Origin of the sequence: Streptomyces sp. NPDC087300, from assembly GCF_044744425.1 — a bacterium.
Taxonomy (GTDB): Bacteria; Actinomycetota; Actinomycetes; order Streptomycetales; family Streptomycetaceae; genus Streptomyces.
On sequence record NZ_JBIUYI010000007.1, the window covers coordinates 343,003 to 368,281 of the forward strand.

The 25,279-nt window shown below is 72.5% G+C and carries 22 protein-coding genes and 1 tRNA gene; 15 read left to right on the plus strand and 8 right to left on the minus strand.

Translation table 11 applies throughout. From position 1 onward, the window contains the following. Nucleotides 1-103 precede the first annotated feature (103 nt). The 4 genes from glpR (at nt 104) to ACIO9J_RS29880 (ending at nt 3,461) form a co-directional block, all read left to right on the plus strand. Nucleotides 104-1,468, plus strand: a complete 1,365-nt coding sequence (gene glpR, locus ACIO9J_RS29865; protein WP_402006274.1) for a gephyrin-like molybdotransferase receptor GlpR — start codon at nt 104-106, stop codon at nt 1,466-1,468. Between the two features lie 85 nt (nt 1,469-1,553). Further along, a tRNA-Ala gene (locus tag ACIO9J_RS29870) sits at nt 1,554-1,627 on the plus strand. A gap of 158 nt (nt 1,628-1,785) precedes the next feature. Next, on the plus strand, nt 1,786-2,247 hold the full coding sequence (locus ACIO9J_RS29875) for a hypothetical protein (RefSeq protein ID WP_402006277.1): 462 nt from the start codon (nt 1,786-1,788) through the stop codon (nt 2,245-2,247). 2 nt (nt 2,248-2,249) lie between these two features. Then, entirely contained in the window at nt 2,250-3,461 is a 1,212-nt protein-coding gene (locus ACIO9J_RS29880) for an ATP-binding protein (protein WP_402006280.1), read from the plus strand. A 111-nt stretch (nt 3,462-3,572) separates the two neighbouring features. Here ACIO9J_RS29880 and ACIO9J_RS29885 read toward each other — a convergent pair whose 3' ends face one another. After that, entirely contained in the window at nt 3,573-4,091 is a 519-nt protein-coding gene (locus ACIO9J_RS29885) for a GNAT family N-acetyltransferase (protein WP_402006283.1), read from the minus strand. A gap of 68 nt (nt 4,092-4,159) precedes the next feature. Between ACIO9J_RS29885 and ACIO9J_RS29890 the strand changes: the two genes are divergently transcribed. Further along, nucleotides 4,160-4,951: an exodeoxyribonuclease III gene (locus ACIO9J_RS29890; protein WP_402006286.1), complete on the plus strand. Its 792-nt coding sequence runs from the start codon at nt 4,160-4,162 to the stop codon at nt 4,949-4,951. A gap of 297 nt (nt 4,952-5,248) precedes the next feature. Then, nucleotides 5,249-6,283, plus strand: a complete 1,035-nt coding sequence (locus tag ACIO9J_RS29895; RefSeq protein WP_402006289.1) for a DUF6528 family protein — start codon at nt 5,249-5,251, stop codon at nt 6,281-6,283. A 13-nt stretch (nt 6,284-6,296) separates the two neighbouring features. Here ACIO9J_RS29895 and ACIO9J_RS29900 read toward each other — a convergent pair whose 3' ends face one another. Beyond that, complete coding sequence (locus ACIO9J_RS29900; protein ID WP_402006813.1) at nt 6,297-6,923, minus strand: MerR family transcriptional regulator; 627 nt, start codon at nt 6,921-6,923, stop codon at nt 6,297-6,299. Between the two features lie 241 nt (nt 6,924-7,164). Here ACIO9J_RS29900 and ACIO9J_RS29905 point away from each other — a divergent pair, with 241 nt between their 5' ends. Genes ACIO9J_RS29905 through ACIO9J_RS29915 form a run of 3 tightly spaced genes read left to right on the plus strand, consistent with a single transcriptional unit; the run spans nt 7,165 to nt 10,537 of the window. Beyond that, entirely contained in the window at nt 7,165-8,727 is a 1,563-nt protein-coding gene (locus tag ACIO9J_RS29905; protein ID WP_402006292.1) for a flavin-containing monooxygenase, read from the plus strand. Further along, on the plus strand, nt 8,724-9,662 hold the full coding sequence (locus tag ACIO9J_RS29910; RefSeq protein ID WP_402006295.1) for an alpha/beta fold hydrolase: 939 nt from the start codon (nt 8,724-8,726) through the stop codon (nt 9,660-9,662). The genes ACIO9J_RS29905 and ACIO9J_RS29910 overlap by 4 nt, the downstream gene beginning before the upstream one ends. Beyond that, on the plus strand, nt 9,659-10,537 hold the full coding sequence (locus tag ACIO9J_RS29915) for an SDR family oxidoreductase (RefSeq protein ID WP_402006298.1): 879 nt from the start codon (nt 9,659-9,661) through the stop codon (nt 10,535-10,537). Before ACIO9J_RS29910 ends, ACIO9J_RS29915 begins: the two co-directional genes overlap by 4 nt. Before the next feature lie 539 nt (nt 10,538-11,076). On the opposite strand, the gene ACIO9J_RS29920 is transcribed toward ACIO9J_RS29915, so the two are convergent. Both ACIO9J_RS29920 and ACIO9J_RS29925 read right to left on the minus strand, forming a co-directional pair. Next, entirely contained in the window at nt 11,077-11,283 is a 207-nt protein-coding gene (locus ACIO9J_RS29920) for a hypothetical protein (RefSeq protein ID WP_402006301.1), read from the minus strand. A 101-nt stretch (nt 11,284-11,384) separates the two neighbouring features. Further along, nucleotides 11,385-14,690 (minus strand): S41 family peptidase, encoded by a 3,306-nt coding sequence (locus tag ACIO9J_RS29925; protein WP_402006304.1) that lies wholly within the window; start codon nt 14,688-14,690, stop codon nt 11,385-11,387. Nucleotides 14,691-14,828: 138 nt separating this feature from the next. On the opposite strand from ACIO9J_RS29925, the gene ACIO9J_RS29930 reads away from it, so the two are divergent. Then, entirely contained in the window at nt 14,829-15,419 is a 591-nt protein-coding gene (locus ACIO9J_RS29930; protein ID WP_402006309.1) for a TetR/AcrR family transcriptional regulator, read from the plus strand. Between the two features lie 131 nt (nt 15,420-15,550). Next, nucleotides 15,551-17,803: an MMPL family transporter gene (locus tag ACIO9J_RS29935; protein WP_402006312.1), complete on the plus strand. Its 2,253-nt coding sequence runs from the start codon at nt 15,551-15,553 to the stop codon at nt 17,801-17,803. 247 nt (nt 17,804-18,050) lie between these two features. On the opposite strand, the gene ACIO9J_RS29940 is transcribed toward ACIO9J_RS29935, so the two are convergent. Continuing rightward, on the minus strand, nt 18,051-18,395 hold the full coding sequence (locus ACIO9J_RS29940) for an SsgA family sporulation/cell division regulator (RefSeq protein ID WP_402006315.1): 345 nt from the start codon (nt 18,393-18,395) through the stop codon (nt 18,051-18,053). A 214-nt stretch (nt 18,396-18,609) separates the two neighbouring features. Here ACIO9J_RS29940 and ACIO9J_RS29945 point away from each other — a divergent pair, with 214 nt between their 5' ends. Genes ACIO9J_RS29945 through ACIO9J_RS29960 form a run of 4 tightly spaced genes read left to right on the plus strand, consistent with a single transcriptional unit; the run spans nt 18,610 to nt 22,397 of the window. Further along, complete coding sequence (locus ACIO9J_RS29945; protein WP_402006318.1) at nt 18,610-19,665, plus strand: energy-coupling factor ABC transporter permease; 1,056 nt, start codon at nt 18,610-18,612, stop codon at nt 19,663-19,665. 1 nt (nt 19,666) lies between these two features. After that, nucleotides 19,667-20,428 carry a cobalt ECF transporter T component CbiQ gene (gene cbiQ, locus ACIO9J_RS29950; protein WP_402006320.1) on the plus strand — a complete coding sequence of 254 codons (762 nt, stop codon included), beginning with the start codon at nt 19,667-19,669 and terminating at the stop codon, nt 20,426-20,428. Continuing rightward, on the plus strand, nt 20,416-21,189 hold the full coding sequence (locus ACIO9J_RS29955; RefSeq protein WP_402006324.1) for an energy-coupling factor ABC transporter ATP-binding protein: 774 nt from the start codon (nt 20,416-20,418) through the stop codon (nt 21,187-21,189). The genes cbiQ and ACIO9J_RS29955 overlap by 13 nt, the downstream gene beginning before the upstream one ends. Nucleotides 21,190-21,236: 47 nt before the next feature. After that, on the plus strand, nt 21,237-22,397 hold the full coding sequence (locus ACIO9J_RS29960) for a serine hydrolase domain-containing protein (RefSeq protein WP_402006327.1): 1,161 nt from the start codon (nt 21,237-21,239) through the stop codon (nt 22,395-22,397). 24 nt (nt 22,398-22,421) lie between these two features. Here the strand turns inward: ACIO9J_RS29960 and ACIO9J_RS29965 are convergent, their stop codons facing one another. From ACIO9J_RS29965 to ACIO9J_RS29975, 3 genes are all read right to left on the minus strand, one after another. Continuing rightward, the gene (locus ACIO9J_RS29965) at nt 22,422-23,711 is read right to left on the minus strand and encodes an MFS transporter (RefSeq protein WP_402006330.1); all 1,290 of its coding nucleotides are present in this window, start codon (nt 23,709-23,711) and stop codon (nt 22,422-22,424) included. A 212-nt stretch (nt 23,712-23,923) separates the two neighbouring features. Beyond that, entirely contained in the window at nt 23,924-24,775 is an 852-nt protein-coding gene (locus ACIO9J_RS29970; RefSeq protein WP_402006333.1) for a DMT family transporter, read from the minus strand. Further along, the gene (locus ACIO9J_RS29975) at nt 24,772-25,269 is read right to left on the minus strand and encodes a YbaK/EbsC family protein (protein ID WP_402006336.1); all 498 of its coding nucleotides are present in this window, start codon (nt 25,267-25,269) and stop codon (nt 24,772-24,774) included. The genes ACIO9J_RS29970 and ACIO9J_RS29975 overlap by 4 nt, the downstream gene beginning before the upstream one ends. Nucleotides 25,270-25,279: the final 10 nt, after the last annotated feature.

Below are 25,279 nucleotides of genomic sequence, written 5' to 3' on the forward strand. Positions count from 1 at the left end.
TGATCGCATCAGTCACAAAAAAAGTTCGAGATATCAGCCAGATCGTGCGACACACCGGCCCAATTGGCGGATGGCCTCACGGAAACCCCTCTACCGTGTGAGCGTGAGCAGCAGCGGCCTCATCTACGCAGTCATCGTCGGGGCCTGGGCCGCCTACTTGGTGCCGATGTGGCTCCGTAGGCAGGACGAGCTGAACGAAGCCCGTCCGACGGAACGCTTCAGCACCGCCATCCGGCTGCTTTCCGGACGGGCGGGCATGGAGCGCCGATACGCCAAGGACCTGCAAGCGCGCTCGCCCGAAGAGGGTGAACAGCGCGGCGACCCGGACGACGCCACCGACTCGGTGGACGTCCGGGGCTTCGTCGCGCCTCCGGGCGGCCGGGCGGAACGGGATTCCCGGGCGGAACGGGTGGAGCGGGACTCCCGGGCGGAGCGGGCGGAACACGCGGCCCGCCAGCACGCGGAGCCTTCGGTCCGTCAGCACGTGGAGCCTCCGGCCCGGCAGCACGTCGAGCCCCCGGCCCGTCAGCACGCGGAGCCCCCGGCCCGTCAGAAGGCGCGCCCCGCACCCGGACCCGGCGCCGAGCACGATCCCGAACCCGCGTCCGAGGCCGAGCGGGAACCCGCCCCGCGGCCGCAGGCGTCGCGCGCGCAGCGTGCCGCGTCCGCCGAGGCGGCCGCGCGGGCCCGGCGCTCGAAGGTGCTCGCCCGGCGACGGCGCACCACGGTGCTGCTCTTCCTCGCCTTCACGGTCGGCGCGGTCGTCGCGGCGGTCGGCGGGCTCGCGTTCCTGTGGGCGCCCGCGGCGCCCGCGCTGCTGCTGAGCGCGTACATCGTCTATCTGCGCGGCCAGGAACGGCGCCGCTTCGTCTACACGATGGACCGGCGCAGGGCCGAGGTCGCGGCGCAGCGTCTGCGCGAACGCCAGCCGCGCCGCCGCCCGCAGAGCGCCGAGCCGGTCGTCGACGACGCGGAGGAGGGACCGGCGCAGGAGACCGAGACCGGGCTCTCCGCGCTCGCCGCCGACCGCAGGGCCCTGGTGGAGCAGACCGACCACGCGGAGTGGGTCGACCAGCAGCGCGAGCGCCAGCGCGGTCCCGGCCGCGGTGACAGCTGGGACCCGGTCCCGGTGCCGCTGCCGACGTACGTGACCGCGCCGGTCGCCCCGCGCGCCACCGGCAACGTCGACCTGGGCGCCCCCGACGCGTGGAGTTCGGCCAGGTCGAGCACCGCGGAGCCGACGGCGGACGCGGGGGAGCGGCACGAGAGCCGGCGGGACGGTGCGGCGGACGACGCCGACGCGCTCGCCGGGGGCGCCGAGGACATGGACGGGGCCGAGGGTGCCGACGGCGGCGGGCGCAGCGACGCCCGGCGCGCGGCGTCCGCCCGGCGGGCCCGCGAGCGGGGGCGCACGCCGCTCTTCGATCAGTACGAGGACGGCGAGCGGCCGCGCGCGGCGAACGAGTGAGCCGTCGTGAGATCCCCCTGGCTGACCAGCGAGGAGCGGATTTCCGAGCACCCCGATCGGGATGCTAGAGTTTCACTCGTTGCAAGGGCCTGTGGCGCAGTCTGGTAGCGCACCTCGTTCGCATCGAGGGGGTCTGGGGTTCAAATCCCCACAGGTCCACTGCACATGAAGATCCCGTCCGGTTCATCGAACCGGGCGGGATCTTTTGCGTTCCCGGGTGCGGCCCGGGGTGTTCGGGTGGGTCGAGGTGCGTCCCCGAAGGTTTTGTGGGGAGTTACTCAAAGTGTCCTTTATCCGGCTCTAGATACATTTGTCCCATGGTCCGCCCTCTGAAGCACCCCGTCGCCGTCCTCGGCTCCGCGCTTGCCGCGGTGCTTGTCGGTGGGTGTGGTGGGCCCGAGGGGTTGCGGGTGGAGGGGGGTGCGCTGGAGCCGTCCAAGGTGACCGGGCCCGTTTATGTGGCCGATGCCATGGGGCAGCCGTTGCAGCGGCCGACCGGGGTCGGGCTCACCGAGCTCGTCACCGTGACCGGGCTGAGCTGGCGGGACTGGGGTGGGCCGACCGCGCGGGCGACGGGCAAGTTGAGTGGTGAATGGTGTCTGCCGGGGTGTGCCACGAAGCCGTACGAGGCGACGCTGACGCTCAGCGGGCTGGAGAGGCAGGAGCGGGTGGCGTACTACCGGCGGGCGACCGTCGAGCCGAAGACGCCGGAGGAGCTGCCGGCGGCGGCCGTGAACGTGCAGTTCCAGGGCATCCGGCTGTCCGTTCCGGAGTTCTAGACATGGGACTGCGCACCAAGATCGGTATCGCCATCGCGGGCACCGCCGCCGTGGTGTCCGTCGTGATGGGGCTGCTCGTGCACCACCGCACCGTCGACGCCCAGTTCGCCAGCGCCCGCAGCCAGATAGGGGACCGGCTCCAGACGGCCGTGCAGGACCACGCCGCGGGGATCGACGGCGACCGGACGCTGGTCGACCCGCCCGACCTGCCGAAGCCGCTGGCCGACGCCGTGGCGGACGGGAACTGGGGCGTCTTCCTGGACCGGAGCGGGCAGATGCCGCAGATCTGGGCGGCGAGCAAGTACCGCAAGGAGGTCGTCGCGCTCAAGCGGCCCTACGACAGGGAGGCGGAGACCGTACGCGACCTGGACCGGGTGCTGTGGATCTCCGGTGGCATCGGGACCGCGCTCGCGTGCGTGGCGGGGCTGCTCGTCGCGACCCGGCTCGGGCGGCGGCTCACCGCGAAGGCCGGCGCGGCCCGGCGCATCGCCGACGGGGACCTCACCGCCCGGCTTCCGCTGCACGGCAAGGACGAGATCACCCAGCTGGCCACCGCCGTGAACACCATGGCGGACGCGCTCGCGGCGCGGCTCCAGGCCGAGCGTGAGGTCACGGCGAACATCGCGCACGAGCTGCGGACGCCGGTGGCGGGCATGGTGACGGCGGCGGGGCTGCTGCCGCCGGGACGCCCTTCCGAACTGGTGCGTGAGTCGGCGCAGCGGCTGCGCGAGCTGGTCGACGACGTGATCGAGGTGGCCCGCCTGGACGGGGCCGCCGAGCAGCTCGCGGTGGAGGAGTGCGAACTGGGTGCGCTGGTGCGGAGGTCGGCGGACGCGGGGGCGGCGGGTGACCCGGCCGGGGCCGGTGTGACCGTCGAGGTCGTACGTGATGTGCGGGTCGCGACGGATCCGCGGCGGGTGGAGCGGGTCCTGGCCAATCTCGTCAGCAACGCGCTGCGGCACGGGGCGGCACCGGTGACCGTCGAGGTCGACGGTGGGGTGGTGCGGGTGCGGGATTCCGGGGGTGGTTTTCCGCCGGGGCTGCTGTCCGGGGGGCCGCAGCGGTTCCGGAGCGGGCGGCCGGGGGTGGGGCTCGGGCTCGGGCTGACGATTGCGCGGGGGCAGGCTCGTGTGCTTGGCGCTGCGCTGTGCTTGAGCAATGGGGAGGGGGGAGGGGCCGTTGTTGAGTTGGACCTGCGGTCGGCGGTGCTTTAGGGCTCCGCCCGGGGCTGGACCGTTGGCCTTGGCCCGTTTCGTTGTCCTGCTCGGGTGCGTCGTGGTTGCTCGCGCAGTTCCCCGCGCCCCTAAAGAGCGCCCCTTAAGGGGCTACAGCTGCTTCACGTAGCAGAGGCTCAAGTCGTCGAAGCGGTAGTGGCCGAACTTCTGGGGGGCCAGGGTGTAGCCGCAGGAGAGGTAGAGCGTGACCGCCTCCGGCTGCTTCGTGCCGGTTTCCAGGACCATGCGGGTGCGGCCCGCCGCCTTCGCGTCGTCCTCCAGGACCGCGAGTATCCGGCGGGCCAGGCCGAGGCCGCGGGCCTCGGGGGTGACGTACATGCGCTTCAGTTCCGCGTCGCCGTCCGCGTAGCCCGACTCGTTCTCGTCCTGGGAGCGCCAGCCGCCGGTGGCCAGCGGGGTGCCGTGTTCGTCGTACGCGATGACGTAGATGCCCCGCGGGGGCTCGAACATGGTCGCGTCCAGTGGTGTGACGTCGCCCTCGTCGCCGTACCGCTCCGCATATTCGAGCTGGACGCGATCGTTCAGGGCGATGGCGTCCGGGTGCGCGAAGGTGACCGTGCGCAGGTGGACGGCGGGGGAGGGGGCGTGCGGTGGGTGCTGGATAGACATGCGAGGTATCGTACTTCTATGCGGTGTCGGATGGGTTCCGTCGTCCAGTGTGCCGGTATCGTGCCGGGATGCTCACTGTGACTTCCGTGAATGTGAACGGGCTGCGCGCGGCCGCCAAGAAGGGCTTCGTCGAGTGGCTCGCCGGGACCTCGGCCGATGTGGTGTGCCTCCAGGAGGTGCGCGCCGAGGAGAAGCAGCTGCCGGACGAGGTGCGGGATCCGGAGGGGTGGCACGTCGTGCACGCGCCCGCCGCAGCCAAGGGGCGCGCCGGTGTCTCGCTGTACACGCGGCGCGAGCCGGACCGGGTCCAGGTCGGGTTCGGGTCCGAGGAGTTCGACGGCAGCGGGCGGTACGTGGAGGCCGACCTGCCCGGGGTCACCGTGGCCAGCCTCTATCTGCCCTCCGGCGAGGTCGGCACCGAGCGCCAGGACGAGAAGATCCGGTTCATGGGGGAGTTCCTCGTGTACCTGAAGGGGCTGAAGGCGCGGGCCGCCGCCGAGGGGCGCCACGTCGTCGTCTGCGGCGACTGGAACATCGCCCACCAGGAGGCCGACCTCAAGAACTGGAAGGGCAACAAGAAGAACTCCGGCTTCCTGCCCGAGGAGCGCGCCTGGCTGGACGAGGTCTTCGAGGAGTACGAGGACGTCGTGCGGGCGCAGCACCCGGACGTCGAGGGCCCCTACTCGTGGTGGTCCTACCGCGGGCGCGCCTTCGACAACGACACGGGCTGGCGCATCGACTACCACGTCGCGACGGCCGGGCTCGCCGGGCGCGCGGTGAAGGCATACGTCGAGCGGGCCGCGACCCACGACGAGCGCTGGAGCGACCACGCGCCGGTGACCGTGGTCTACGACCTGTAGGGCCTTTCGTTTGGATCAGGCCGGGCTCGCGTGGTCTGGCACGCCCTCCCCCAAGCTCTCGGCTTCGCTCGAGCAGGGAGGTGCCCCCTCCGGCGTTGTCGTCGGTTGTCAACGCTCCGCGTTGCCGCCCTCCTCCGCCTTGCGATCGCACGCACCAGACCCCGCTCCCTGATCCGGCCTGATCCAAACGAAAGACCCTAGCCCCACAAAGTCCGACACGGGGCTGTCCCCGACCCGTACGGCATGGCAGATTGCGGTCGCGTACATGACCAACTGCCGACCGTACGGGGGGACTTCATGACCGCAACGCCGTCCAGGCGCGCCGTCCTGCTGGGGGTCGCGGGGGCCGGTGCCGCCGCCGCGCTGCCCGGCCTCGCCGCCGCTCCGGCGTCCGCCGCGGCCGGGGGCGGGGTTCCCGCGGGCACCCCGCCCGTGCTGCTCACCGAGCAGGCCACCAGACGCGTCCTGGTGCTCGACCCGCGGCGGCGCACCTGGGACCCGGCCGTCGATCCGTCCGTCGTGAGGTGGCAGTTCTCGCCGCTCGGCGACCGGCGGTACGCGGATCTGTCGCCGGACGTGAGCTGGGTGTACCCGAGCGAGGCGAAGGTGCGCAGGCACCGGAAGCGCAACTACGTCCTGACCACGGCCTCGTTCGGGTTCGTGGCGGTCGTCGAGCATCCGACGGGGCGGCGGTACTGGGGCACGGCGATCGGCCCCGGCGACGACCTGTTCAATCCGCACACCGCCGAGATCCTGCCGGACGGCAACGTGGCCGTCGCGTGCAGCACGGGCGCGCGGGTGCGGCTGTACGCGGCCTCGCAGGGGCCGCGGGCCACGCGGTACGCGGAGGCCGAGCTCAAGGGCGCGCACGGGCTGCACTGGGACGGTGCGCGCCGGGTGCTCTGGGCCCTCGGCGACGACGAGTTGGTGACCTTCGCGGTGGGCGGCACCGCCGCGCGGCCCACGCTCGCGCGGCGCTCGACGCTCCCGCTGCCGGTCGGCACGCCCGGCCGTACGCCCGGCGGGCACGACCTCTTCCCGGTGGCGGGGCGCCCCGGGCGGCTCTGGGTGACCACGAACGCCGCCGTCTTCCAGTACGACATGCGCGGCGGGACCTTCGTGCAGGACTTCGCCGGGCACGAGGTGATCTCCCGCAAGTCGGTGAAGGCCGTCGGGAACGATCCGCGCACCGGGCAGGTCGTCAGCACCGTGCCCGAGGGCGGACTCGGTGAGACCTGGTGGACGACGACGGTGAGCGTGCACCGGCCCGCCGGTTCCTACAAGCTCGTCAACGGCGGTATCTACAAGGCGCGTTGGTGGCTTCCCGCGTGAGGTGAGCCGGGGGTCAGGGCTGGTTGAGGCGGCGGTCGAGGGCCATCGAGAGCTCCGCCTCCACCACGCTCTTGGCGAGCGGGCGGAGCTGTTCGATGTCCACCTCCGCGGTGGCGGGCGCGTGCGTGCGCATCACCGTGAGGAACAACTCGGCGAGCGCGTCCGCGTGTTCGCGCACCCGCTGGCCCGCCTCCAGGACCGCGGCCAGCGGAACTCCCTTGCGTACGAGGGTGGATGACGCGTCGAGCAGGCGGCGGCTGATGTGCACGATCTCGTCGCCGTCGGTGCCCAGGTAGCCGAGGTCCATGGCGGCCGCGAGGTTCTCCGGGGTGACCTCGCCCGCGAAGTGGTCGGCGAGTTCCTCGGGGGTGAGGCGGACCGGCTGTTCCTCGGTGGCCTCGCCGAAGCCGAGGAGTTCGCCGACGTCGCGGCCCTTGTCGAAGGCGTCGGAGAGCTCGGCGATGCCGTTCAGGGTGTGGCCGCGCTCCAGGAGTGCGGCGATGGTGCGGAGTCTGGCCAGGTGGTGCGCGTCGTACCAGGCGATGCGGCCCTCGCGGCGGGGTGGCGGGATGAGGCCGCGCTCGCGGTAGAAGCGCACGGTGCGCACGGTGATGCCGGCCTCCTTGGCCAGCTCCTCCATGCGGTACTCGCGTACGTCACCGGCCGCCGCGCTCCCCTGTCCGCCTGCTCGTTCGTCTGCCACGCGGGAAGCCTATGCCAGGCCGGGGCCGCCCGAAGGGGGTCCGGCCAGGCCCGCGATCGCCGGTACCGGCGGTAACTTTCCCGCGCCGGACCCCTACCCATGAGTACGAGACTGGCTTACTCTCCCAATTGCGCCAGTGTTCACTGGCAGGGTTCGGGTACTTCCGGGAGGCGGCGGAATGACAGAGCACGAGCACGTACGGGTGGCGGTGATCGGATCCGGCTTCGGTGGCCTCGGTGCCGCCGTGCGGCTGCGCCGCGAGGGCATCACCGACTTCGTCGTCCTGGAGCGGGCCGGTGCGGTGGGCGGCACCTGGCGTGACAACAGCTACCCGGGCTGCGCCTGCGACGTGCCCTCGCACCTGTACTCGTTCTCCTTCGCGCCCAACCCGGACTGGCCGCGCACCTTCTCCGGGCAGGAGCACATCCACGCGTACCTGGAGCACGTCGCCGACACGTTCCGGCTGCGTCCGCACATCCGCCTCGACTCCGAGGTGAAGCAGATGCGCTGGGACGCGGGCGAGCTGCGCTGGGAGATCGAGACCAGCGCCGGGAAGCTCACCGCCGACGTCGTCGTCTCCGCGACCGGGCCGCTCTCCGACCCCAAGATCCCGGACATCCCCGGCATCGACACCTTCCCCGGCAAGGTCTTCCACTCGGCCCGCTGGGACCACGGCTACGACCTGCGCGGCAAGCGCGTCGCGATGATCGGCACCGGCGCCTCCGCCATCCAGATCGTGCCCGAGATCCAGCGGAAGGTCGGCAGGCTGACCCTCTTCCAGCGCACGCCCCCGTGGGTGATGCCGCGCGCCGACCGCGCCATCACCGGCGCCGAGCGCTGGCTGCACAAGCAGCTGCCGTTCACCACCCAGGCCCGGCGCGGACTCCTGTGGGGCATCAGGGAGTTGCAGGTCCAGGCGTTCACCAAGCGGCCCAACGAGCTCGGCATGGTCGAGTCGATCGCCAAGCGGAACATGTACCGGGCGATCAAGGACCCGGTCCTGCGGGACAAGCTGACGCCGACGTACCGCATCGGCTGCAAGCGCATCCTGCTCTCCAACACGTACTACCCGGCGCTCGCCAAGCCCAACGTGGACGTCGTCGCCAGCGGTCTGAGCGAGGTGCGCGGCAACACCCTGGTCGCCGCCGACGGCACCGAGACCGAGGTCGACGCGATCGTCTTCGGCACCGGCTTCCACGTCACGGACATGCCGATCGCCGACCGGGTGATCGGCGACGAGGGGCACACCCTCATGGAGACGTGGAAGGACGGCATGAAGTCGCTGCGCGGCGCGACCGCCGTGGGCTTCCCCAACTGGATGACGATCATCGGCCCGAACACCGGTCTCGGGAACTCCTCGATGATCCTGATGATCGAGTCGCAGCTGAACTATCTCGCCGACTACATAAGGCAGTTGGACGTCCTCGGCGGTCGCGCCGCGCTCGCCCCGCGCCCCAGCGCCGTCGGCGCCTGGAACCGCCGGGTGCAGGACCGGATGAAGCGCACCGTGTGGAACACCGGCGGCTGCAACAGCTGGTACCTCGACGAGAACGGCGTCAACACGACGGTCTGGCCCGGCACGACGACCGAGTTCAGGGCGGCGACGCGACGGGTCGACCTCTCCGAGTACGAGGTGCTCAGGGCGCCCGAGCGGGTCGAGGACGAGCCGGTGGCCGCGTCCGGTGCCGGCTCCGGTTCCGGTTCCGGTTCCGGTTCCGAGAAGGTGGAGGCCGGGGCATGAGCAGGCTGACCCACGCCGGGGACGGGCCCTGCGCGCCGCCCGCCGCCACCCGCGAACTGACCGCCGTCTCCGCCGACGGCGCCCGCCTCCACGTCGAGGTGCACGGCCCCGACGACGCGCCCGCCGTGGTCCTCGCGCACGGCTGGACCTGCTCGACGGCCTTCTGGGCCGCGCAGATACGGGCGCTCGGCGCCGACCACCGGGTCATCGCGTACGACCAGCGCGGCCACGGGCGCAGCGCGGCGCCGGTGGACCCCGCCGGATACAGCACGCGGGCGCTCGCCGACGACCTCGAAGCGGTGCTCGCCGCGACGCTCGCACCGGGCGAGAAGGCGGTGATCGCCGGGCACTCCATGGGCGGCATGACGGTGATGGCGGCGGGCGCGCGGCCCGGGTTCACGGAGCACGCGGCCGCGGTCCTGCTGTGCAGTACGGGGAGTTCGTCGCTGGTCGCCGAGGCGCGCGTGGTGCCGATGCGGGCCGGCCGGGTGCGGACCCGGGTGACCCGGTCGGTGCTCGGGTCGCGGGCGCCGCTCGGGCCGGTCACGCCGCTGGCCAGGCGGATCCTCAAGTTCGCGACCATGGGCCCCGGTGCGGCGCCGGACCGGGTCGACGCGTGCGCGCGGATCGTGCACGCCTGTCCCCGGGGCGTCAGGTACGGCTGGTCGCACGTGCTCGACGAACTTCAACTGGACGACGGGGTCTCGGAGTTGCGGGTGCCCACCGCCGTCGTCGCGGGGACGGTCGACCGGCTCACGCCCGTCGTGCACGCGCGCCGGATCGCCGCCGCGCTGCCCGAGTGCGTGGGGCTCACCGAGCTGGCCGGGGTCGGGCACATGACGCCCGTGGAGGCGCCGGAGGCCGTCACCGAGCGGATCAGGTCGCTCGTCGGCACGTACGTACAGGTCAACTCACGGATGGCGGAGGGCGCATGAGCAGGGTCAGCCTGGAGGGGCAGGTCGCGGTCGTCACGGGCGCGGCGCGCGGAGTCGGGGAACTGCTGGCGCGCAAGCTGTCGGCACGCGGCGCGAAGGTCGCGCTCGTCGGCCTGGAGCCGGACGCGCTCAAGCAGGTGTCGGAGCGGCTGCACAACGAGAGCGACCACTGGCACGCGGACGTCACCGACCACGTGGCGATGGCGCGGGTCGCGCAGGAGGTCAAGGAGCGCTTCGGGAAGGTCGACATCGTCGTCGCCAACGCGGGGGTCGCCAGCGGCGGGCCGTTCCTGGAGTCCGACCCCGACGCGTGGCGCCGGGTCATCGAGGTCAATCTGATCGGCAGCGCGGTGACGGGCCGGGCGTTCCTGCCGGTGCTCATGGAGAGCCGGGGCTATCTGCTCCAGATAGCCTCCCTCGCCGCGATCACGCCGGCGCCGATGATGACGGCGTACTGCGCGTCCAAGTCGGGCGTGGAGGCGTACGCGCACTCGCTGCGGGCGGAGGTCGGCTACAAGGGCGTGAAGGTGGGCGTCGGCTATCTGTCCTGGACGGACACGGACATGGTGCGCGGGGCCGATCAGGACGACGTGATGCGGGAGTTGCGGCAGCGGCTGCCGTGGCCCTCCAACAAGACGTATCCGCTGGGTCCGGCCGTCGACCGGATCGTCGCGGGCATCGAGCGGCGCTCCAGCCATGTGTACGCGCAGTGGTGGCTGCGGGGGATGCAGGGCATCCGTGGGTATCTGCCCGGGGTGATCGGCGCCGTCGGACAGCGCGAGATGCGGCGCTTCGAGCCGCGCCTCGGCTCCGTTTCCACGGGGCTGGTCGGCGCGGGGGGCTCGGCGGACGAGAGGGCGCGGGCCGGGGCCTGAGGTTTCTGGCGGGGCGCCTTGGGCAGGGGGTTCGGGTTCGTCTGTCGGGTGCGGGTTCGGGTGGGCTGGTGCGCAGGGTTCGTCTGTGGGGCGGGGCCGCGGGGGTATGTACGTACTCGCTATCCCGGGGCGGGAGTTACTTGGACTTGCTTCCTTGCCTCGGTTGCCACTTGTGCTCCGTGCGCACATACCCCCACGTCCCCTCGGGCCGGTCCCGCGACCGCGCCTCGGTGCGGGCCTTCCCCCCCACCCCACCGGTCCGCAGCCGCGAGCGCTCCTGAGGGGACGCGGCGGTATGTCTGCCCGGAGCACTGGTGGCCGCGTGCCGAGGTGCATGGCGACGAGGGTTCACCGGGATAGCGAGGACGGACATACCGCCGCGGCCCCGCCCCACGACCGCACCCGAGGCGCGACCCGGTGCGGAGATTCGGGTGGGCGGGTGGGGATCATCCGCCGCGAAGCGGCGGGACAGGGGACGGGCCCACGAGAGGAGGCCCACCCGGCGTCCCGGGGGGCCTCCGCTCAAGCACAGCGCAGCGTCAGGCGTCGTAGTCCCTGTCGAACTTGTCCTGCTGTTCCTGCGCCGCCTCACGGGCCTGGTCAGGGGCCTGCGACGCACGCTCGCTCGCCTCGTCCTGAGCCTGCGAAGCCCGCTCGCTCGCCTCGTCCTTGGCGCCGCCCATGGCGCCCTTGGCCTTGTCGGCGAGGTCGTTGGCCTTGTCCTGGAACTGGTCCTTGATGCCCATGCGATTCACTCCCGTTGTTGGGTGAGGGGATTGGGCCTCGACCAGACTTACACGGCCGGACATACCTCGCATTTCGATCATGCCGCGCATCCGGAGACGGCTCAGGAGCGCGGCGGCAGCTTCGGGCGGCGCCGGTCCGGTACGTCCGAGTAACCCGGTGGCGTCGCCGCCGGGTTCACCGTGAGGAGATCGAGCGCCACCCTTACCGCGTCGTCGAGTTGGGCATGGCGGCCCTCCGCCCAGTCCAGCGGTGTGCGCAGCACGTCGAGGTCGGGGGAGACCCCCTGGTTCTCCACGGACCAGCCGTACGCGTCGAACCAGCCCGCGTTCATCGGCACGGTGATCACCGTGCCGTCGCCGAGCGTGTGCCGGCCCGTCATGCCGACCACGCCGCCCCAGGTGCGCTGGCCGATCACGGGGCCGAGCCCGAGGAGCTTGAACGCCGCGGTGATCATGTCGCCGTCGGACGACGTCGCCTCGTCGGCGAGGGCCACCACGGGTCCGCGCGGGGCGTTGGAGGCGTACGAGACGGGCTGGGCGTTGCGCGTCAGGTCCCAGCCGAGGATCTTGCGGGTCAGCTTCTCCACGACCAGTTCGCTGATGTGGCCGCCCGCGTTGCCGCGCACGTCGACGATGAGCGCGGGGCGCGAGACCTCCAGGCGCAGGTCGCGGTTGAACTGGGCCCAGCCCGAGCCGCCCATGTCGGGGATGTGCAGATAGCCGCACTTGCCGCCGCTCAACTCCCGTACGACGCCCCGGCGTTTGGCCACCCAGTCCTGGTAGCGCAGCGGGCGCTCGTTGATGAGCGGGACGATCGCGACCCGCCGCGCCCTGCCCTCGCCCTCCGCGGGCTGGAACGTCAGCTCGACCGTGGTGCCGCCCGCCGCCGCGAGCAGCGGGTAGGGGCCGGTCACCGGGTCGACCGCGCGGCCGTCGATGTGGGTGAGGATCGCGCCCTCGCGGATGCCCGCGCCGGCCAGCGGGGAGCGGGCCTTGGAGTCGGAGGAGTCGCCGGGCAGGATCCGCTTGACCATCCAGCCGTCGTCCCTGCGCACGAGGTTGGCGCCGAGCAGGCCCATCGCGCGCTGGTAGTGCGGCGGGCCCTCGTTGCGGCGGGCCGCCGAGACGTACGCGTGGGAGGTGCCCAGTTCGCCGAGCACCTCGCGCAGCAGATCGGCGAACTCGTCGGGGGACGCGACCCGTTCGACCAGCGGACGGTACTGCGCGAGCACCGCGGCCCAGTCGATGCCGCACATCCCCGGCTCCCAGAAGTAGGCGCGGATGATGCGGCCCGCCTCGTCGTAGGCCTGGCGCCACTCGGCGGCCGGGTCGACCTCGTGCAGGATGCGCCGCAGGTCGATCCAGACGGTGCTGTCGCCGTCGCCCTGCTCGGTGGAGGGCACGGCGCTCAGGTCGCCCTCGTCGACGACCACCAGCCGCGAGCCGTCGCCGCTGAGCGCGAACCAGTCGAGGTGGTCGACGAGCGCGGACTTCTTGGCCTTGGTGATGTTGAAGTATTCGAGGGTGGGGCGGCCCGAGGTGTCGGCCGGGTTGGCGAAGGTCTCGCCGAGCGCGCCGGAGATCGGCCAGCGCAGCCAGACCAGGCCGCCGCCGCTGACGGGGTGCAGCGCCGAGTACTTCGACGCGGCGACGGGGAACGGCGTGACCCGCGCCTCCAGGCCCTCGACCTCCACCGTCGTGGTGCCGTCGCCCGAGCCGCTGTCACTCGGGTCGAGGCCGCCCGCGGCGGGGCGTCCGTCGGGCAGCAGCGCGAAGGGCGAGGGCGTCGCGGAGGAGAGGGGTACGAGGTAGGGGCGGCAGCCCAGCGGGAAGGACAGGTCGCCGGTGTGCACGTCGTAGACGGGGTCGAAGCCGCGCCAGGAGAGGAAGGCGAGGTAGCGGCCGTCGCGGGTGAAGACCGGGTTCTCGTCCTCGAAGCGGCCGTTGGTGACGTCGACGACGGTGCGGGCGCCGGGGCCCTCGATGCGGGCCAGTTTGATCTGGCGCAGGGAGCGGCCGATGCCCGGGTGCGACCAGGTGAGCCAGTTGCCGTCGGGCGAGAAGGCGAGGTCGCGCACCGGCCCGTTGAGGGAGCGGATCAGCTCGGTGACCTCGCCGTTGGAGTCCTCGGTGGCGTCGATGAGCAGCAGCCTGCCGTCGTTGGAGGCGATGGCCAGGCGTTCGCCGTCGGGGGCGGCGACCAGTTCCTGGACGCGGCCGAGTTCGCCGCCCGCGAGCCTGCGCGGTTCGCGGTCGCCGCTGGCGCGCGGGAGATAGGCGATCTCGACGGCGTCCTCGCCCCCGGCGTCGGTGACGTAGGCGACCTGGCCACCGGTGCCGAGCATCTCGGGCAGGCGTACGCGCACGCCGGGGGTGTCGGTGATGGTGCGGGCGGGGCCGTCGCGGTGCGTGAGCCAGTACAGGGAGCCGCGTACGACGACGGCGCTGGCCCGGCCCGTGGTGTCCACGGAGAGCGCGTCGACGTGCTGCGCGGCGGGCACCTGGTAGACGCGCCGGCCGGTCCGCGGCCCGCCGAGCCGCACGTCGAGGCGGCGCGGCACGGAGTCCGCCGCGAGGTCGTCGACCAGCCAGAGGCCGCCCCCGCACTGGTAGACGACGCGGGTGCCGTCGCTCGCCGCGTGCCGGGCGTAGAAGGCGTCGTGGTCGGTGTGGCGCCGCAGGTCGGTGCCGTCGGGCAGACAGGAGTAGAGGTTGCCGACGCCTTCGTGGTCGGAGAGGAAGGCGATGCGCCCGGCGACGAACATCGGGGAGTCCAGATGCCCGCCGAGGTCGCCGAGGAGCTGTTCGCCGTGCAGCCACAGGCGGCCGGTGGCCCCGCCCCGGTACCGCTTCCAGGCGGCGGGCTCGTGCGGCGGCTTGCCGGTCAGGAGCAGCGTCCTGCGCTCGCTCTCGCCGTCGGCCACGGCGTCGGTGACCGCGATGTCGTAGACCGGGCCCCAGGGCAGCTTGCCGCCGGGGGAGCCGTCGGTGGGCACGCTGTAGGCCCAGCAGAAGTAGGAGAAGGGCTGGCCGTGCGAGGAGACGGCGAGGATGTCTCCCTCGGGGGTCCAGCCGCAGACGCGGGTGTCGGTGCTGCCCCAGTAGGTCAGGCGCCGCGAAGGGCCGCCGGCGACGGGGGCGAGGTGGATCTCCGGGTCGAGGCTGCGCCAGGTCGTGTACGCGATGTGGCGGCCGTCGGGGGAGAAGCGCGGGTGGCTCACCTTGGTGCGGTCGACGGTGAGCCGCCAGGCGCGGCCGGCGGGGGCGCCCTCGGCGGTGAGCGGGGCCACCCAGAGGTCGTCCTCGGCGGCGAAGCACAGGCGGTCGCCGCTGAGATGGGGAAACCGCAGGTAGGCGTGGTCGTCCGGGGCAGGGGCGGGCTGGGAGTCGTCGCGCGCGTCGGTCACCTCACCATGCTTTTCCGCGGGACGGGCCCCGGCAACTTGTGGCGCAGCACACGTACGAAACGGTTTCGTTTCGCTAAGGAGCGGGAGTAGAGTCGTCGCGTACGAAACCGTTTCGTTCAGGAGCAGGAGGTGCGGTCCATGGCCGAGTCGGCGACGACGCGACGCAGCAGGATCACGCCCGAGCGCGAGGCCGAGCTGTACGAGGCCGTGCTCGACCTGCTCCGCGAAGTGGGGTACGAGGCGCTCACCATGGACGCCGTCGCGACGCGCACGCGGTCCAGCAAGGCCACCCTCTACCGCCAGTGGGGGAGCAAGCCGGAGCTGATCGCCAGAGCGCTGCGGCACAACAAGCCGGCGTCGCTTGCGGACATCGACACGGGGTCGCTGCGCGGCGACCTCTACGAGATGGTGTCCCGCTCGGACGACTGTCAGATGGAGAAGGACGCCGCGCTGATGCGGGGTCTGTTCCATGCCATCCACGACAATCCCGAACTGCACCAGGCGCTGCGCAACCTGCTCGTCGAGCCGGAGCTCAGCGGCCTGAACGACCTGCTGCGCAGGGCGGTGGACCGCGGCGAAGTGGCCGCGGACAACCCGGCCCTGGAGTACGTCGTCCACATGCTGGTCGGCGGTTTCGTCGCCCGGGACCTCATCGAGGACCGCCCGGTCGACCAGCGGTTCCTCGCTTCCTACGTCGACGCCGTGATTCTCCCCGCTCTCGGCGTCTGACCCCGACCCTCCTCCTTTTCCTGACGCGACCTCCCCCACTGCCTGAAGGGCGTGGGAGGTGCCCCCTACGCCGTCGGGCCGCTCCCTCCTGCCCAATCCGGACACCACGACCTGACCGGGAGTACGCCTCCGTGGCCACTTTCCTCTACAAACTCGGCAAACTCGCCTTCCGGCGACGCCACTTCGTCGCCCTCATATGGGTGGCGCTCCTGACTCTCGCGGGGGTCGGCGCGGCGTCGGCGCCCACCGCCGCCTCCAGCTCGTTCTCGATCCCGGGCACCGAGGCGCAGAAGGCCTTCGACCTCCTTGAGAAGCGCGCTCCCGAGGCCAGCGCCGACGGCGCGAGCGCCCGGGTCGTCTTCAAGGCGCCGGACGGCGAGAAGGTGACGGACCCGGCCAACAAGGCCGAGATCGTCAAGACCGTCGGCGCGCTCAAGTCCGGTTCGGACCAGGTGGCCCGCGCGGACGACCCGTTCAAGGCCAAGACGGTCAGCAAGGACGGCTCCACGGCGTACGCGTCGGTCTCGTACAAGGTCACCTCGATGGAGCTGACCGACGACGACCGCGACGCCCTGGAGAAGACCACCGACAAGGCACGCGACTCCGGGCTCACGGTCGAGGTCGGCGGTGACGCGCTCCAGGCCATGCCGGAGACCGGGTCCACCGAGATCATCGGCATCGCGGTCGCGGCCGTCGTGCTCGTCATCACCTTCGGCTCGCTGATCGCGGCGGGGCTTCCGCTGCTCACCGCGCTGATCGGCGTGGGCATCGGCGTCTCGTCCATCACCGCGCTCGCCGACGCGCTCGACCTGGGCACCACCACGTCGACGCTGGCGATGATGATCGGCCTCGCGGTCGGCATCGACTACGCGCTCTTCATCGTCTCGCGCTACCGGGGTGAACTCGCCGACGGGCGCGACCGCGAGGAGGCGGCGGGCCGTGCGGTGGGGACCGCGGGTTCCGCGGTCGTCTTCGCCGGACTCACCGTGGTCATCGCGCTGGTCGGCCTCGCCGTGGTCAACATCCCGATGCTGACGAAGATGGGCTTCGCGGCGGCCGGCACGGTCGTCATCGCCGTCCTCATCGCGCTCACCCTCATCCCGGCGCTGCTCGGGTACGCGGGCAAGCGGGTCATGCCGACGGGTGCGAAGAGCAGGCTGTTCGGCGGCGGCAAGAAGAAGGCCGCCGCGGCCGCCACCGAGGGCGACGCCGAGGCGAAGCCCAACATGGGCACCCGCTGGGCCCGCTTCGTGGTGCGCCGCCCGATCGCCGTCCTGCTGGTCGGCATCGTGGGCCTCGGCGCCGCGGCGATCCCCGTCGCGCAGCTGGAACTCGGCCTGCCCGACGACGGCGCGCAGCCCACCTCCACCACCCAGCGCAAGGCGTACGACCTGGTCTCCGACGGCTTCGGGCCCGGCTTCAACGGTCCGCTGATGGTCGTCGCCGACCTCGACGGCGCCGACGACCCGATGGCCGCGGCCGGCGAGGTCCAGAAGACGATCTCCAAGCTCGACGACGTCCTGACCGTCGCCCCGCCGATGCTCACCAAGGCGGGCGACACCGCGATCATCAGCGTCGTGCCGTCCTCCAAGCCCAGCGGCATCGAGACCGAGGACCTGGTCCACTCGATCCGGGACACCGGCGCGCAGATCAAGTCCGGCACCGGCGCCGACATCATGGTCACCGGCACCACGGCCATGAACATCGACGTCTCGCAGAAGCTGAACGACGCCCTGCTGCCCTATCTGGCCCTGGTCGTCGGCCTCGCCTTCCTGCTCCTGATCGTCGTCTTCCGCTCGATCCTGGTCCCGCTCAAGGCGGCGCTCGGCTTCCTGCTCTCGGTCCTCGCGGCCCTCGGCGCGGTCGTCGCGGTCTTCCAGTGGGGCTGGCTCGGCTCGCTCTTCGGCGTGGAGCAGACCGGTCCGATCATGTCGATGATGCCGATCTTCATGGTGGGCGTGGTCTTCGGCCTCGCGATGGACTACGAGGTCTTCCTCGTGACCCGCATGCGCGAGGCGTACGTCCACGGCGAACGCCCCGGCCAGGCGGTCGTCACCGGCTTCCGCCACGGCGCCCGGGTGGTCTCCGCGGCGGCGGTCATCATGATCGCGGTCTTCGCGGGCTTCATCGGCTCCTCCGAGCAGATGGTCAAGATGATCGGCTTCGGCCTCGCGATCGCGGTGTTCTTCGACGCGTTCGTGGTCCGCATGGCGCTGGTGCCGGCGGTGCTCGCGCTGCTGGGCAAGAAGGCGTGGTGGCTGCCGCGGTGGCTGGACCGTGCGTTGCCGAACGTGGACGTGGAGGGTGAGGGGTTGCGGACGGAGGAAGAGAAGGCGGGGGCTGGCCAGGGGCCCGACGCCGATCGGGAGCTGGTCCGCGCCTGACGCTCCGGCCCCGGTGTGTCGCCGCGGGCACGTCGTGGCCGGCCGCGCAGTTCCCCGCGCCCCTAAGGGTCCGCACCCGGTAGTTCTTCGGGTGCGGGCCCGCGCTGGTTGCTCGCGCAGTTCCCCGCGCCCCTGACGGGGGCGCCGCTTTAGGGGCGCGGGGAACTGCGCGGCCAGCCAGGGGCGGCCCGCACCGGGAGAACTACGTGGGCGCCCCCGGCGGGAGCGCCGGCCTGCGCCGGGCGTGTCACCGTGAAACCGCCGAGGCCGTCGCGTGGGTGCGGCGCAAGAAGCGGATCAGGGCCGACGCGTCGAACTGGACCACCGTCACCCCGTCCCGCTCGTGGAACTCCACGACCGTCTGGACCCGCCCGCACGGCCATACGTGCACACCGCCGACCGCGGTCGGCGCGAGCAGCCCCTGTTCGAGGAGCTGCCGGGCGAACACCCGGTCGTGTGAACCAGGGAGGCCGACCCGCACCGCGTGCGGGTCGGCCTCCGGGTCGTAGCGGAGCACCACGGGAACGGCGCGGTGGCCCTCGGAGGAGTCCGTGACGAGATGGGCCCGTGCGTACTGCTCGACTGCGGACATCGCGGAACTCCTCATCCGTGCGGGCACTTCACTCACCAATGTCCCATATGTAGGGGATTTTGACGGTGCCGGGCTTTGCCTTATCGGAACCGAAGCGCTCTTGCAAGCCATTTGCAACAAGCCACATCATGGGACGGTCCCACCGCGCGTACCGCCCTCTGAACGGTTCGCGCGCGATCAGCCCTGCCCAGGGCGCCTGCCCAGGAGCGCACCCATGCATGTCCCCGACGGATTCATCAACGCCCCCGTCTCGGCGGCCGCCGGGGTCGTCGCCGCCGGAGCCGTGGCCGTCAGCCTCAAGGGCGCCCGCCGCGAACTCGACGAGAAGACCGCCCCGCTCGCCGGTCTCGTCGCGGCCTTCATCTTCGCCGTGCAGATGCTGAACTTCCCCGTCGCGGCCGGGACCAGCGGACACCTACTCGGCGGCGCGCTCGCCGCGATCCTCGTCGGCCCCTACACCGGCGTCCTCTGCGTCTCCGTCGTCCTGCTCATGCAGGGCGTCCTCTTCGCGGACGGCGGCCTGACCGCGCTCGGCGTGAACATCTCCGACATGGCGATCGTCACGACCGTCGTGGCCTACCTGGTCTTCCGGGGCCTGGTGAAGGTGCTCCCCAAGAAGCGCCGCTCGATCACCGTCGCCTCCTTCGCCGCCGCCCTGCTCTCCGTGCCCGCCGCCGCGGTCGCCTTCACCTTCATCTACGCCCTCGGCGGCACCACCGACGTCTCCCTGGGCAGGGTCGCCACCGCGATGGTCGGCGTCCACGTCCTCATCGGCATCGGCGAGGCCGCGATCACCGCGCTGACCGTCGGCGCCGTCGTCGCCGTACGGCCGGACCTCGTGTACGGGGCCCGCGGCCTGACCGCCCCGCTGAAGCTGCGCGTCGGTGGCGAACTGGTCGACGCCCCCGCCGCCGAGCCCGCCCCGGCCGCCGCGCGCTCCACCCGCAAGGTGTGGATCGCGGGCATCGTCACCTCCCTCGTCCTCGCCGGGTTCGTCAGCTTCTACGCCTCGGCCAACCCCGACGGCCTGGAGAAGGTCGCCCACGACAAGGGCATCGACAAGAAGGCCGAGGAGCACGCCTCCGCGGACTCCCCGCTCGCCGACTACGGCGTCAAGGACATCACCGACGCCCGGCTCTCCGGCGGCCTCGCGGGCGTCATCGGCGTCGGCGTCACGGTCGTCGCGGGCAGCGCCGTCTTCTGGGCGCTGCGCCGCCGCCGTACGGCCGACGCGTCCCCCGCCGCCGTACCGGAATCCGAGAGCGCCTGACGTGGGAGCGGGCCACGCCCACCGCCTCTACCGGCACGGGCACTCCCCGGTGCACGCGCTGCCGCCGCACACCAAGCTCGCCGCCGTCCTCTGCTTCGTCGTCGTGGTGGTCTCCACGCCGCGCGAGGCGATGTGGGCCTTCGCGCTCTACGCGGTGCTGCTCGGCGCGGTCGCGGGTGCCGCCCGCGTCCCGGCCGGGTTCCTGCTCAAGCGGCTGCTCATCGAGATCCCGTTCGTGGCGTTCGCGGTGCTCATGCCGTTCGTCGCGCAGGGCGAACGCGTCGACGTGCTCGGCCTCTCCCTGAGCGTCAACGGCCTCTGGGGCGCCTGGAACGTGCTCGCCAAGGGCACGCTCGGCGTCGCCGCCTCCGTGCTGCTCGCCTCCACCACGGAGCTGCGCGAACTCCTGCTCGGCCTCCAGCGCCTCAAACTGCCGCCGCTGCTCGTCCAGATCGCCTCGTTCATGATCCGGTACGGCGACGTGATCACCGACGAGATGCGCCGCATGAAGATCGCCAGGGAGTCGCGCGGCTTCGAGGCGCGGGGCGTGCGCCAGTGGGGCGTGCTCGCCAAGTCCGCGGGCGCGCTCTTCATCCGCTCGTACGAGAGGGGGGAGCGGGTGCACCTGGCCATGGTCAGCCGGGGGTACGCCGGGTCGATGCCGGTCATCGACGACATCACCGCCTCCCGCGCCCAGTGGACGTACGCGCTGGCCCTGCCCCTGACCGCCCTCGTCGTATGCCTGTTGGGATGGACCCTGTGACCACCGCCGCCGCCACCGCGTCCCTCGACGTCGCGGGCCTCGCCTTCGCCTACCCCGACGGCCACCAGGCCCTGTTCGGCGTCGACTTCACCGTCGGCCGCGGTGAGCGCGTCGCCCTGCTCGGCCCGAACGGCGCGGGCAAGACGACGCTCGTCCTGCACCTCAACGGCATCCTGACCGGCGGTGCGGGCACGGTCACCGTCGCCGGGCTGCCCGTCGGCAAGAAGCACATGGCGGAGATCAGGCGCCGCGTCGGCATCGTCTTCCAGGACCCGGACGACCAGCTGTTCATGCCGACGGTCCGTGAGGACGTCGCGTTCGGGCCCGCCGCCGCGGGGATGCGCGGACCCGAGCTGGAGGCCCAGGTGCGCAAGGCGCTCGGCCAGGTCGGCATGGCGGAGTTCGCGGACCGGCCGCCGCACCACCTGTCGTTCGGGCAGCGGCGCAGGGTCGCGGTCGCGACCGTGCTGGCCATGGAGCCGGAGATCCTCGTCCTGGACGAGCCGTCGTCCAACCTGGACCCGGCATCGCGCCGTGAACTCGCCGACATCCTGCGGTCGTTGGACGTCACCGTACTGATGGTCACGCACGACCTGCCGTACGCGCTGGAACTCTGCCCCCGCGCCCTGATCCTCAGCGAGGGCGTGATCGCGGCGGACGGCGCGACGGGAGAGCTGCTCGCCGACGAGGACCTGATGGGCGCGCACCGGCTTGAACTGCCCTTCGGATTCGATCCGAAGTCGGTGAAGGCGGGGAACTAGGGAATCGTCGGCAGGGAGTGGCTGTTGGCCTTGGCATGGACGATGTCATGGGTGGGGTGCACGGGACGGTCGCCGACGGGTTCGAGCCCGTCAGGGACGCGTTCGTACGCAACTTCGCCGAGCGCGGCGAGCGCGGCGCGGCGGTCGCCGTCTACCGCGCGGGGCACCGGGTCGTGGACCTGTGGGGCGGCACGAAGGACGTCGAGGGCGGCGCCCCCTGGGAGCACGGCACCGCGCAGCTCATCCGCTCGGCGACCAAGGGCGTGGCGGCGGCCACCCTGCTCCTGCTGCACCAGCGCGGCGAGCTCGACCTGGACGCCCCTGTCGGCGCGTACTGGCCGGAGTTCAAGGCGCGCGGCAAGGAACACGTCCTGGTCAGGCACGTCCTCGCGCACCGCGCCGGGGTGCCCGCGCTCGACCGGCCGCTGACACCCGCCGAGGCACTCGACCCGGACCTCGCCGCGGCCGTCGTCGCCGCCCAGGCCCCCTTCTGGGAGCCGGGCACCGGCCACGGCTACCACGCGCACACCTACAGCTGGCTCACCGGCGAGCTGGTGCGGCGCGTGACGGGCAGGCCCGTCGGTGAGTGGATCGCCGCCGAGATCGCACGGCCGCTCGGGCTCGACCTCTGGGTCGGGCTCCCGGAAGCGGAGGCGGCGCGGGCCGGCCGGGTGGGCCGGATCGAACCGCCCGAGGCGGCGGGCGGCCTGCGGGTGCGCCCCAAGCGGAACGTGGCGGACGCGTACGCCGACCCGGCATCGCTGACCCGCCGTGCTTTCGCGGCGATCGACCCGACCCCCGACGAGAACGACCCGGCGTACCGTGCGGCCGCCCTGCCCGCCGCGAACGGCATCGCCACGGCGGACGCCCTGGCCCGCTTCTACGCGGCGCTGAGCGGCGAAGTGGACAGCGGAACAAGGCTGTTCACCCCGGAGACGCTCATCGCCGCCCGCACCGAGACGTCCGCGGGCCCCGACCGCGTCCTGGTCGTGAACACCCGCTTCGGCCTCGGCTACATGCTGCACGGCGGCGCCTCCCCGCTGCTCGCCCCCGGCTCCTTCGGCCACCCGGGCCGCGGCGGCGCACTCGGCTTCGCCGACCCGGAGTCGGGGGTGGCCTTCGGCTATGTGACCAACGGGATGGCGAAGGGCGTCACCGCGGATCCACGGGCGCAGGCGCTGGTGCGGGCGGTCCGCTCGGTTCTCTAGCGGGCGTCGGCACAGTCCGGTCCTCTAGCGGGTGTCGGCAGGGTCCGGCTCTCTGGCAGGCGTCGGCAGGGTCCGGCCGAGGCGGGCCAGCGGCGACAGAGCCAGCACGACCGGCGAGAGCAGCATCCCCGCCGCGGCCGCCAGGAGTCCGGTGCGCGGCCCCCACTCCTGCGCGAGCAGCCCGCCGAGCAGCGAGCCGAGCGGGGTCAGGCCCATGCCGACGAAGGTGATCGTCGCGGCCGCCCTGCCCTGGAGTCCGTCCGGTGTGACGGCCTGCCGGACGGCCATGACCGTGACGTTCACCAGCTGACCGAACGTACCGAAGACGAAGTTGACCGCCAGGAGGGCGGGGAGCGTCACCCCGGCGGGGCCGTGCAGCGCGGGCACGCACAGCAGCGCGCCGTCGCCGATCGCCGCCGACGCCACGAGCACCGGGCCGTGTCCGAACCGGCGCGGGAGGCGGGCGGCGAGCAGCGCACCGAGCAGCGCGCCGGGGCCCGTCGCCGCGAGCGCGAGGCCGACCGCGGCGCCCGAAAGCCGCAGTTCACGCGGCAGGAACAGCAGGTAGCAGGTCATCGTGGCGGCGAGGAAGAACTGGAAGGCCGCCGATGCGAGCCCGACCGCGCGCAGCGAGGGATCGCGCGCGACGAACCGCACGCCCTCGGAGATCCGCCGCCGGACGCCGCCCTCGCGCGGCGCGTGCTCGGGGACGGGCTCGCCGCGCGGCATCCGCCGGATCGACAGGAAGGACAGGACGAAGCAGGCCGCACTCGACGCGACGCCGACCGCAGCGGAGAGCGACACGAGCACCCCGCCGAGCGCCGGGCCGCCGATCTGCGCGGCGGACCTGCTGCCTTCCAGCGCGCTGTTGCCCGGCACCAGCAGTTCGCGCGGCACGAGCCTGACCAGGGACGCCTGGTAGGCCACGTCGAAGAAGACCGAGAGCGCCCCGACGGCGAAGGCGGCCGCGCACAGCGCGGGCAGCCCCGGGCCGCCGAGCAGCCAGGCCAGCGCCGCACCGCCGAGGGCGAGCGCCCGGCCCGCGTCCGCGAGGACCATGACCGTACGGGTCCGCCACCGGTCCACCCACGCGCCGACGAGCAGCGAGAGCAGCAGGACCGGCGCCTGGCCCACGGCACGCAGGGCCCCGAGCTGGCCCGCGTCGGCGCCGAGGGCGAGCACGGCGATCAGCGGAAGCACCATCAGCCCTGTGTGCTCGCCGAGTTGGGAGGCGGTCTGCCCGGCCCAGAGCGCGCGGAAGCCGCGGTCGCGCCACAGAGAAGGGGGAGGGGAGGGAGAGGAGGAGGTCGGCACGGTGTGGTGGTCCCTTGGGCGGCCGGGTACGAGACCCCGCCCGACCCCGACGCGCCACGGGCGCGGGGGATTTCGGGCAGGGGAGGGCTCGCTGTGCCGCGTCTCAAGGGCGGCACGCGATGACGGGCCGATGACGGCCTACGACGTCAGCGCGTGCTCGGGCGACCGGGTATGACGCTCAACTCCTCGTGGTTCAGGCGTACTCCGGACCATCATCCCGCGTGCAGCATCAGCCCGATCCCCGCCACCATCAGGCCCGCCGCGACCAGCCGCGGCGCACCGAACCGTTCCTTGAAGAAGACCGCTCCGATCGCGGCCCCGACGATGATCGAGGACTCCCGCAGCGCGGAGATCGGTGCGAGGTCCGCCCGGGTCTGGGCCCACAGGACCAGGCCGTACGCGGCGACGGAGAGTGCCGCGCCGAGCAGGCCGACGGCGGCGAACGGGCGCAGTCTCGGGACCAGTTCGCCGCGCCAGCGGTAGGCGGCGTACAGCGGGACGGCGACTCCTTCGAGGATCATCAGCCAGGCGATGTACCCCATCGACGAGCCTGCGGCGCGGACGCCGAGGCCGTCGACCACCGTGTACGCGGCGATGGAGACGCCGGTGGCGAGCGCGGCGCCGATGGCCGCCCAGTGGGGGCGGCGGCCCGTGCCGCGGATGCCCCACAGGGCGAGGCCGGTCAGGCCCGCGCAGGAGACCGCGACGCCCGCCGCCTGCCAGGCGTCGGGGATCTCGCCGGCGAACACGGCGGCGAGGACGGTGACCACCAGCGGCGCCGTGCCGCGCGCGATCGGATAGGCCTGGCCGAAGTCGCCGAGCTTGAACGACCGCATGAGCAGCGCGTAGTAGCCGACGTGCAGGGCCGCGGAGAAGATCAGGTAGGGCCAGGCGCCCGCCGCCGGGATCGGCACGAAGGGCGCGAGCAGCAGGCCGATCAGCGTGCCGCCGCCGGATATGAGCGTGAAGCCGACCAGCTTGTCGGTGATGTGGTGGGCGATCGCGTTCCAGCACGCGTGGGTGACGGCGGCGAGGAGGACGGCCGCCGCTACCAGGGGGGTCACTTGGCGGTCTCGCGGACGTCCACCAGAGTGCCGCCCGCGTGGGCGATCAGGGTCTTGGGGTCCATGGGGAAGACGGTGTAGGGGGTGCCCGCCGCGGCCCAGACCACGTCGTGGCCGAGGAGCGAGCGGTCGGCGAGGACGCGGGTCCTGGTGGCGTGGCCGAAGGGCGGCACGCCGCCGATCGCGTAGCCGGTGGCCTCCCTGACGATGTCGGCCTTGGCCCGGGTGACCTTCTCGGCGCCCAGTTCCCCGCGCACGAGCTCCAGGTCGACCCGCGAGGCGCCGTCCATCAGGACCAGGACCGGCACGCCGTCGGCGGCGAAGATCAGCGACTTGCAGATCTGGCTGAGCTCGCAGCCGACCGCCGCCGCTGCCTCCTGGGCGGTGCGGGTCTGCTCCGGGAACCGACGCACCTCGGCGACGACCTCGCCGAGCCCCAGCTCCCGCAGGGCCTCGGCGAAACGGGGATGGACGGAGGATTCAGTAGCGCTCATGCCCGGCACG

Excerpts from the sequence above, each read along its gene's own strand:
- ACIO9J_RS29875 (WP_402006277.1), top strand. The coding sequence starts at position 1,786 with ATGGTCCGCCCTCTGAAGCACCCCGTCGCCGTCCTCGGCTCCGCGCTT.
- ACIO9J_RS29880 (WP_402006280.1), top strand. The coding sequence starts at position 2,250 with ATGGGACTGCGCACCAAGATCGGTATCGCCATCGCGGGCACCGCCGCC.
- ACIO9J_RS29885 (WP_402006283.1), bottom strand. The coding sequence starts at position 4,091 with ATGTCTATCCAGCACCCACCGCACGCCCCCTCCCCCGCCGTCCACCTG.
- ACIO9J_RS29890 (WP_402006286.1), top strand. The coding sequence starts at position 4,160 with ATGCTCACTGTGACTTCCGTGAATGTGAACGGGCTGCGCGCGGCCGCC.
- ACIO9J_RS29895 (WP_402006289.1), top strand. The coding sequence starts at position 5,249 with ATGACCGCAACGCCGTCCAGGCGCGCCGTCCTGCTGGGGGTCGCGGGG.
- ACIO9J_RS29900 (WP_402006813.1), bottom strand. The coding sequence starts at position 6,923 with ATGGAGGAGCTGGCCAAGGAGGCCGGCATCACCGTGCGCACCGTGCGC.
- ACIO9J_RS29905 (WP_402006292.1), top strand. The coding sequence starts at position 7,165 with ATGACAGAGCACGAGCACGTACGGGTGGCGGTGATCGGATCCGGCTTC.
- ACIO9J_RS29910 (WP_402006295.1), top strand. The coding sequence starts at position 8,724 with ATGAGCAGGCTGACCCACGCCGGGGACGGGCCCTGCGCGCCGCCCGCC.
- ACIO9J_RS29915 (WP_402006298.1), top strand. The coding sequence starts at position 9,659 with ATGAGCAGGGTCAGCCTGGAGGGGCAGGTCGCGGTCGTCACGGGCGCG.
- ACIO9J_RS29920 (WP_402006301.1), bottom strand. The coding sequence starts at position 11,283 with ATGGGCATCAAGGACCAGTTCCAGGACAAGGCCAACGACCTCGCCGAC.
- ACIO9J_RS29930 (WP_402006309.1), top strand. The coding sequence starts at position 14,829 with ATGGCCGAGTCGGCGACGACGCGACGCAGCAGGATCACGCCCGAGCGC.
- ACIO9J_RS29940 (WP_402006315.1), bottom strand. The coding sequence starts at position 18,395 with ATGTCCGCAGTCGAGCAGTACGCACGGGCCCATCTCGTCACGGACTCC.
- ACIO9J_RS29945 (WP_402006318.1), top strand. The coding sequence starts at position 18,610 with ATGCATGTCCCCGACGGATTCATCAACGCCCCCGTCTCGGCGGCCGCC.
- ACIO9J_RS29955 (WP_402006324.1), top strand. The coding sequence starts at position 20,416 with ATGGACCCTGTGACCACCGCCGCCGCCACCGCGTCCCTCGACGTCGCG.
- ACIO9J_RS29960 (WP_402006327.1), top strand. The coding sequence starts at position 21,237 with ATGGGTGGGGTGCACGGGACGGTCGCCGACGGGTTCGAGCCCGTCAGG.
- ACIO9J_RS29975 (WP_402006336.1), bottom strand. The coding sequence starts at position 25,269 with ATGAGCGCTACTGAATCCTCCGTCCATCCCCGTTTCGCCGAGGCCCTG.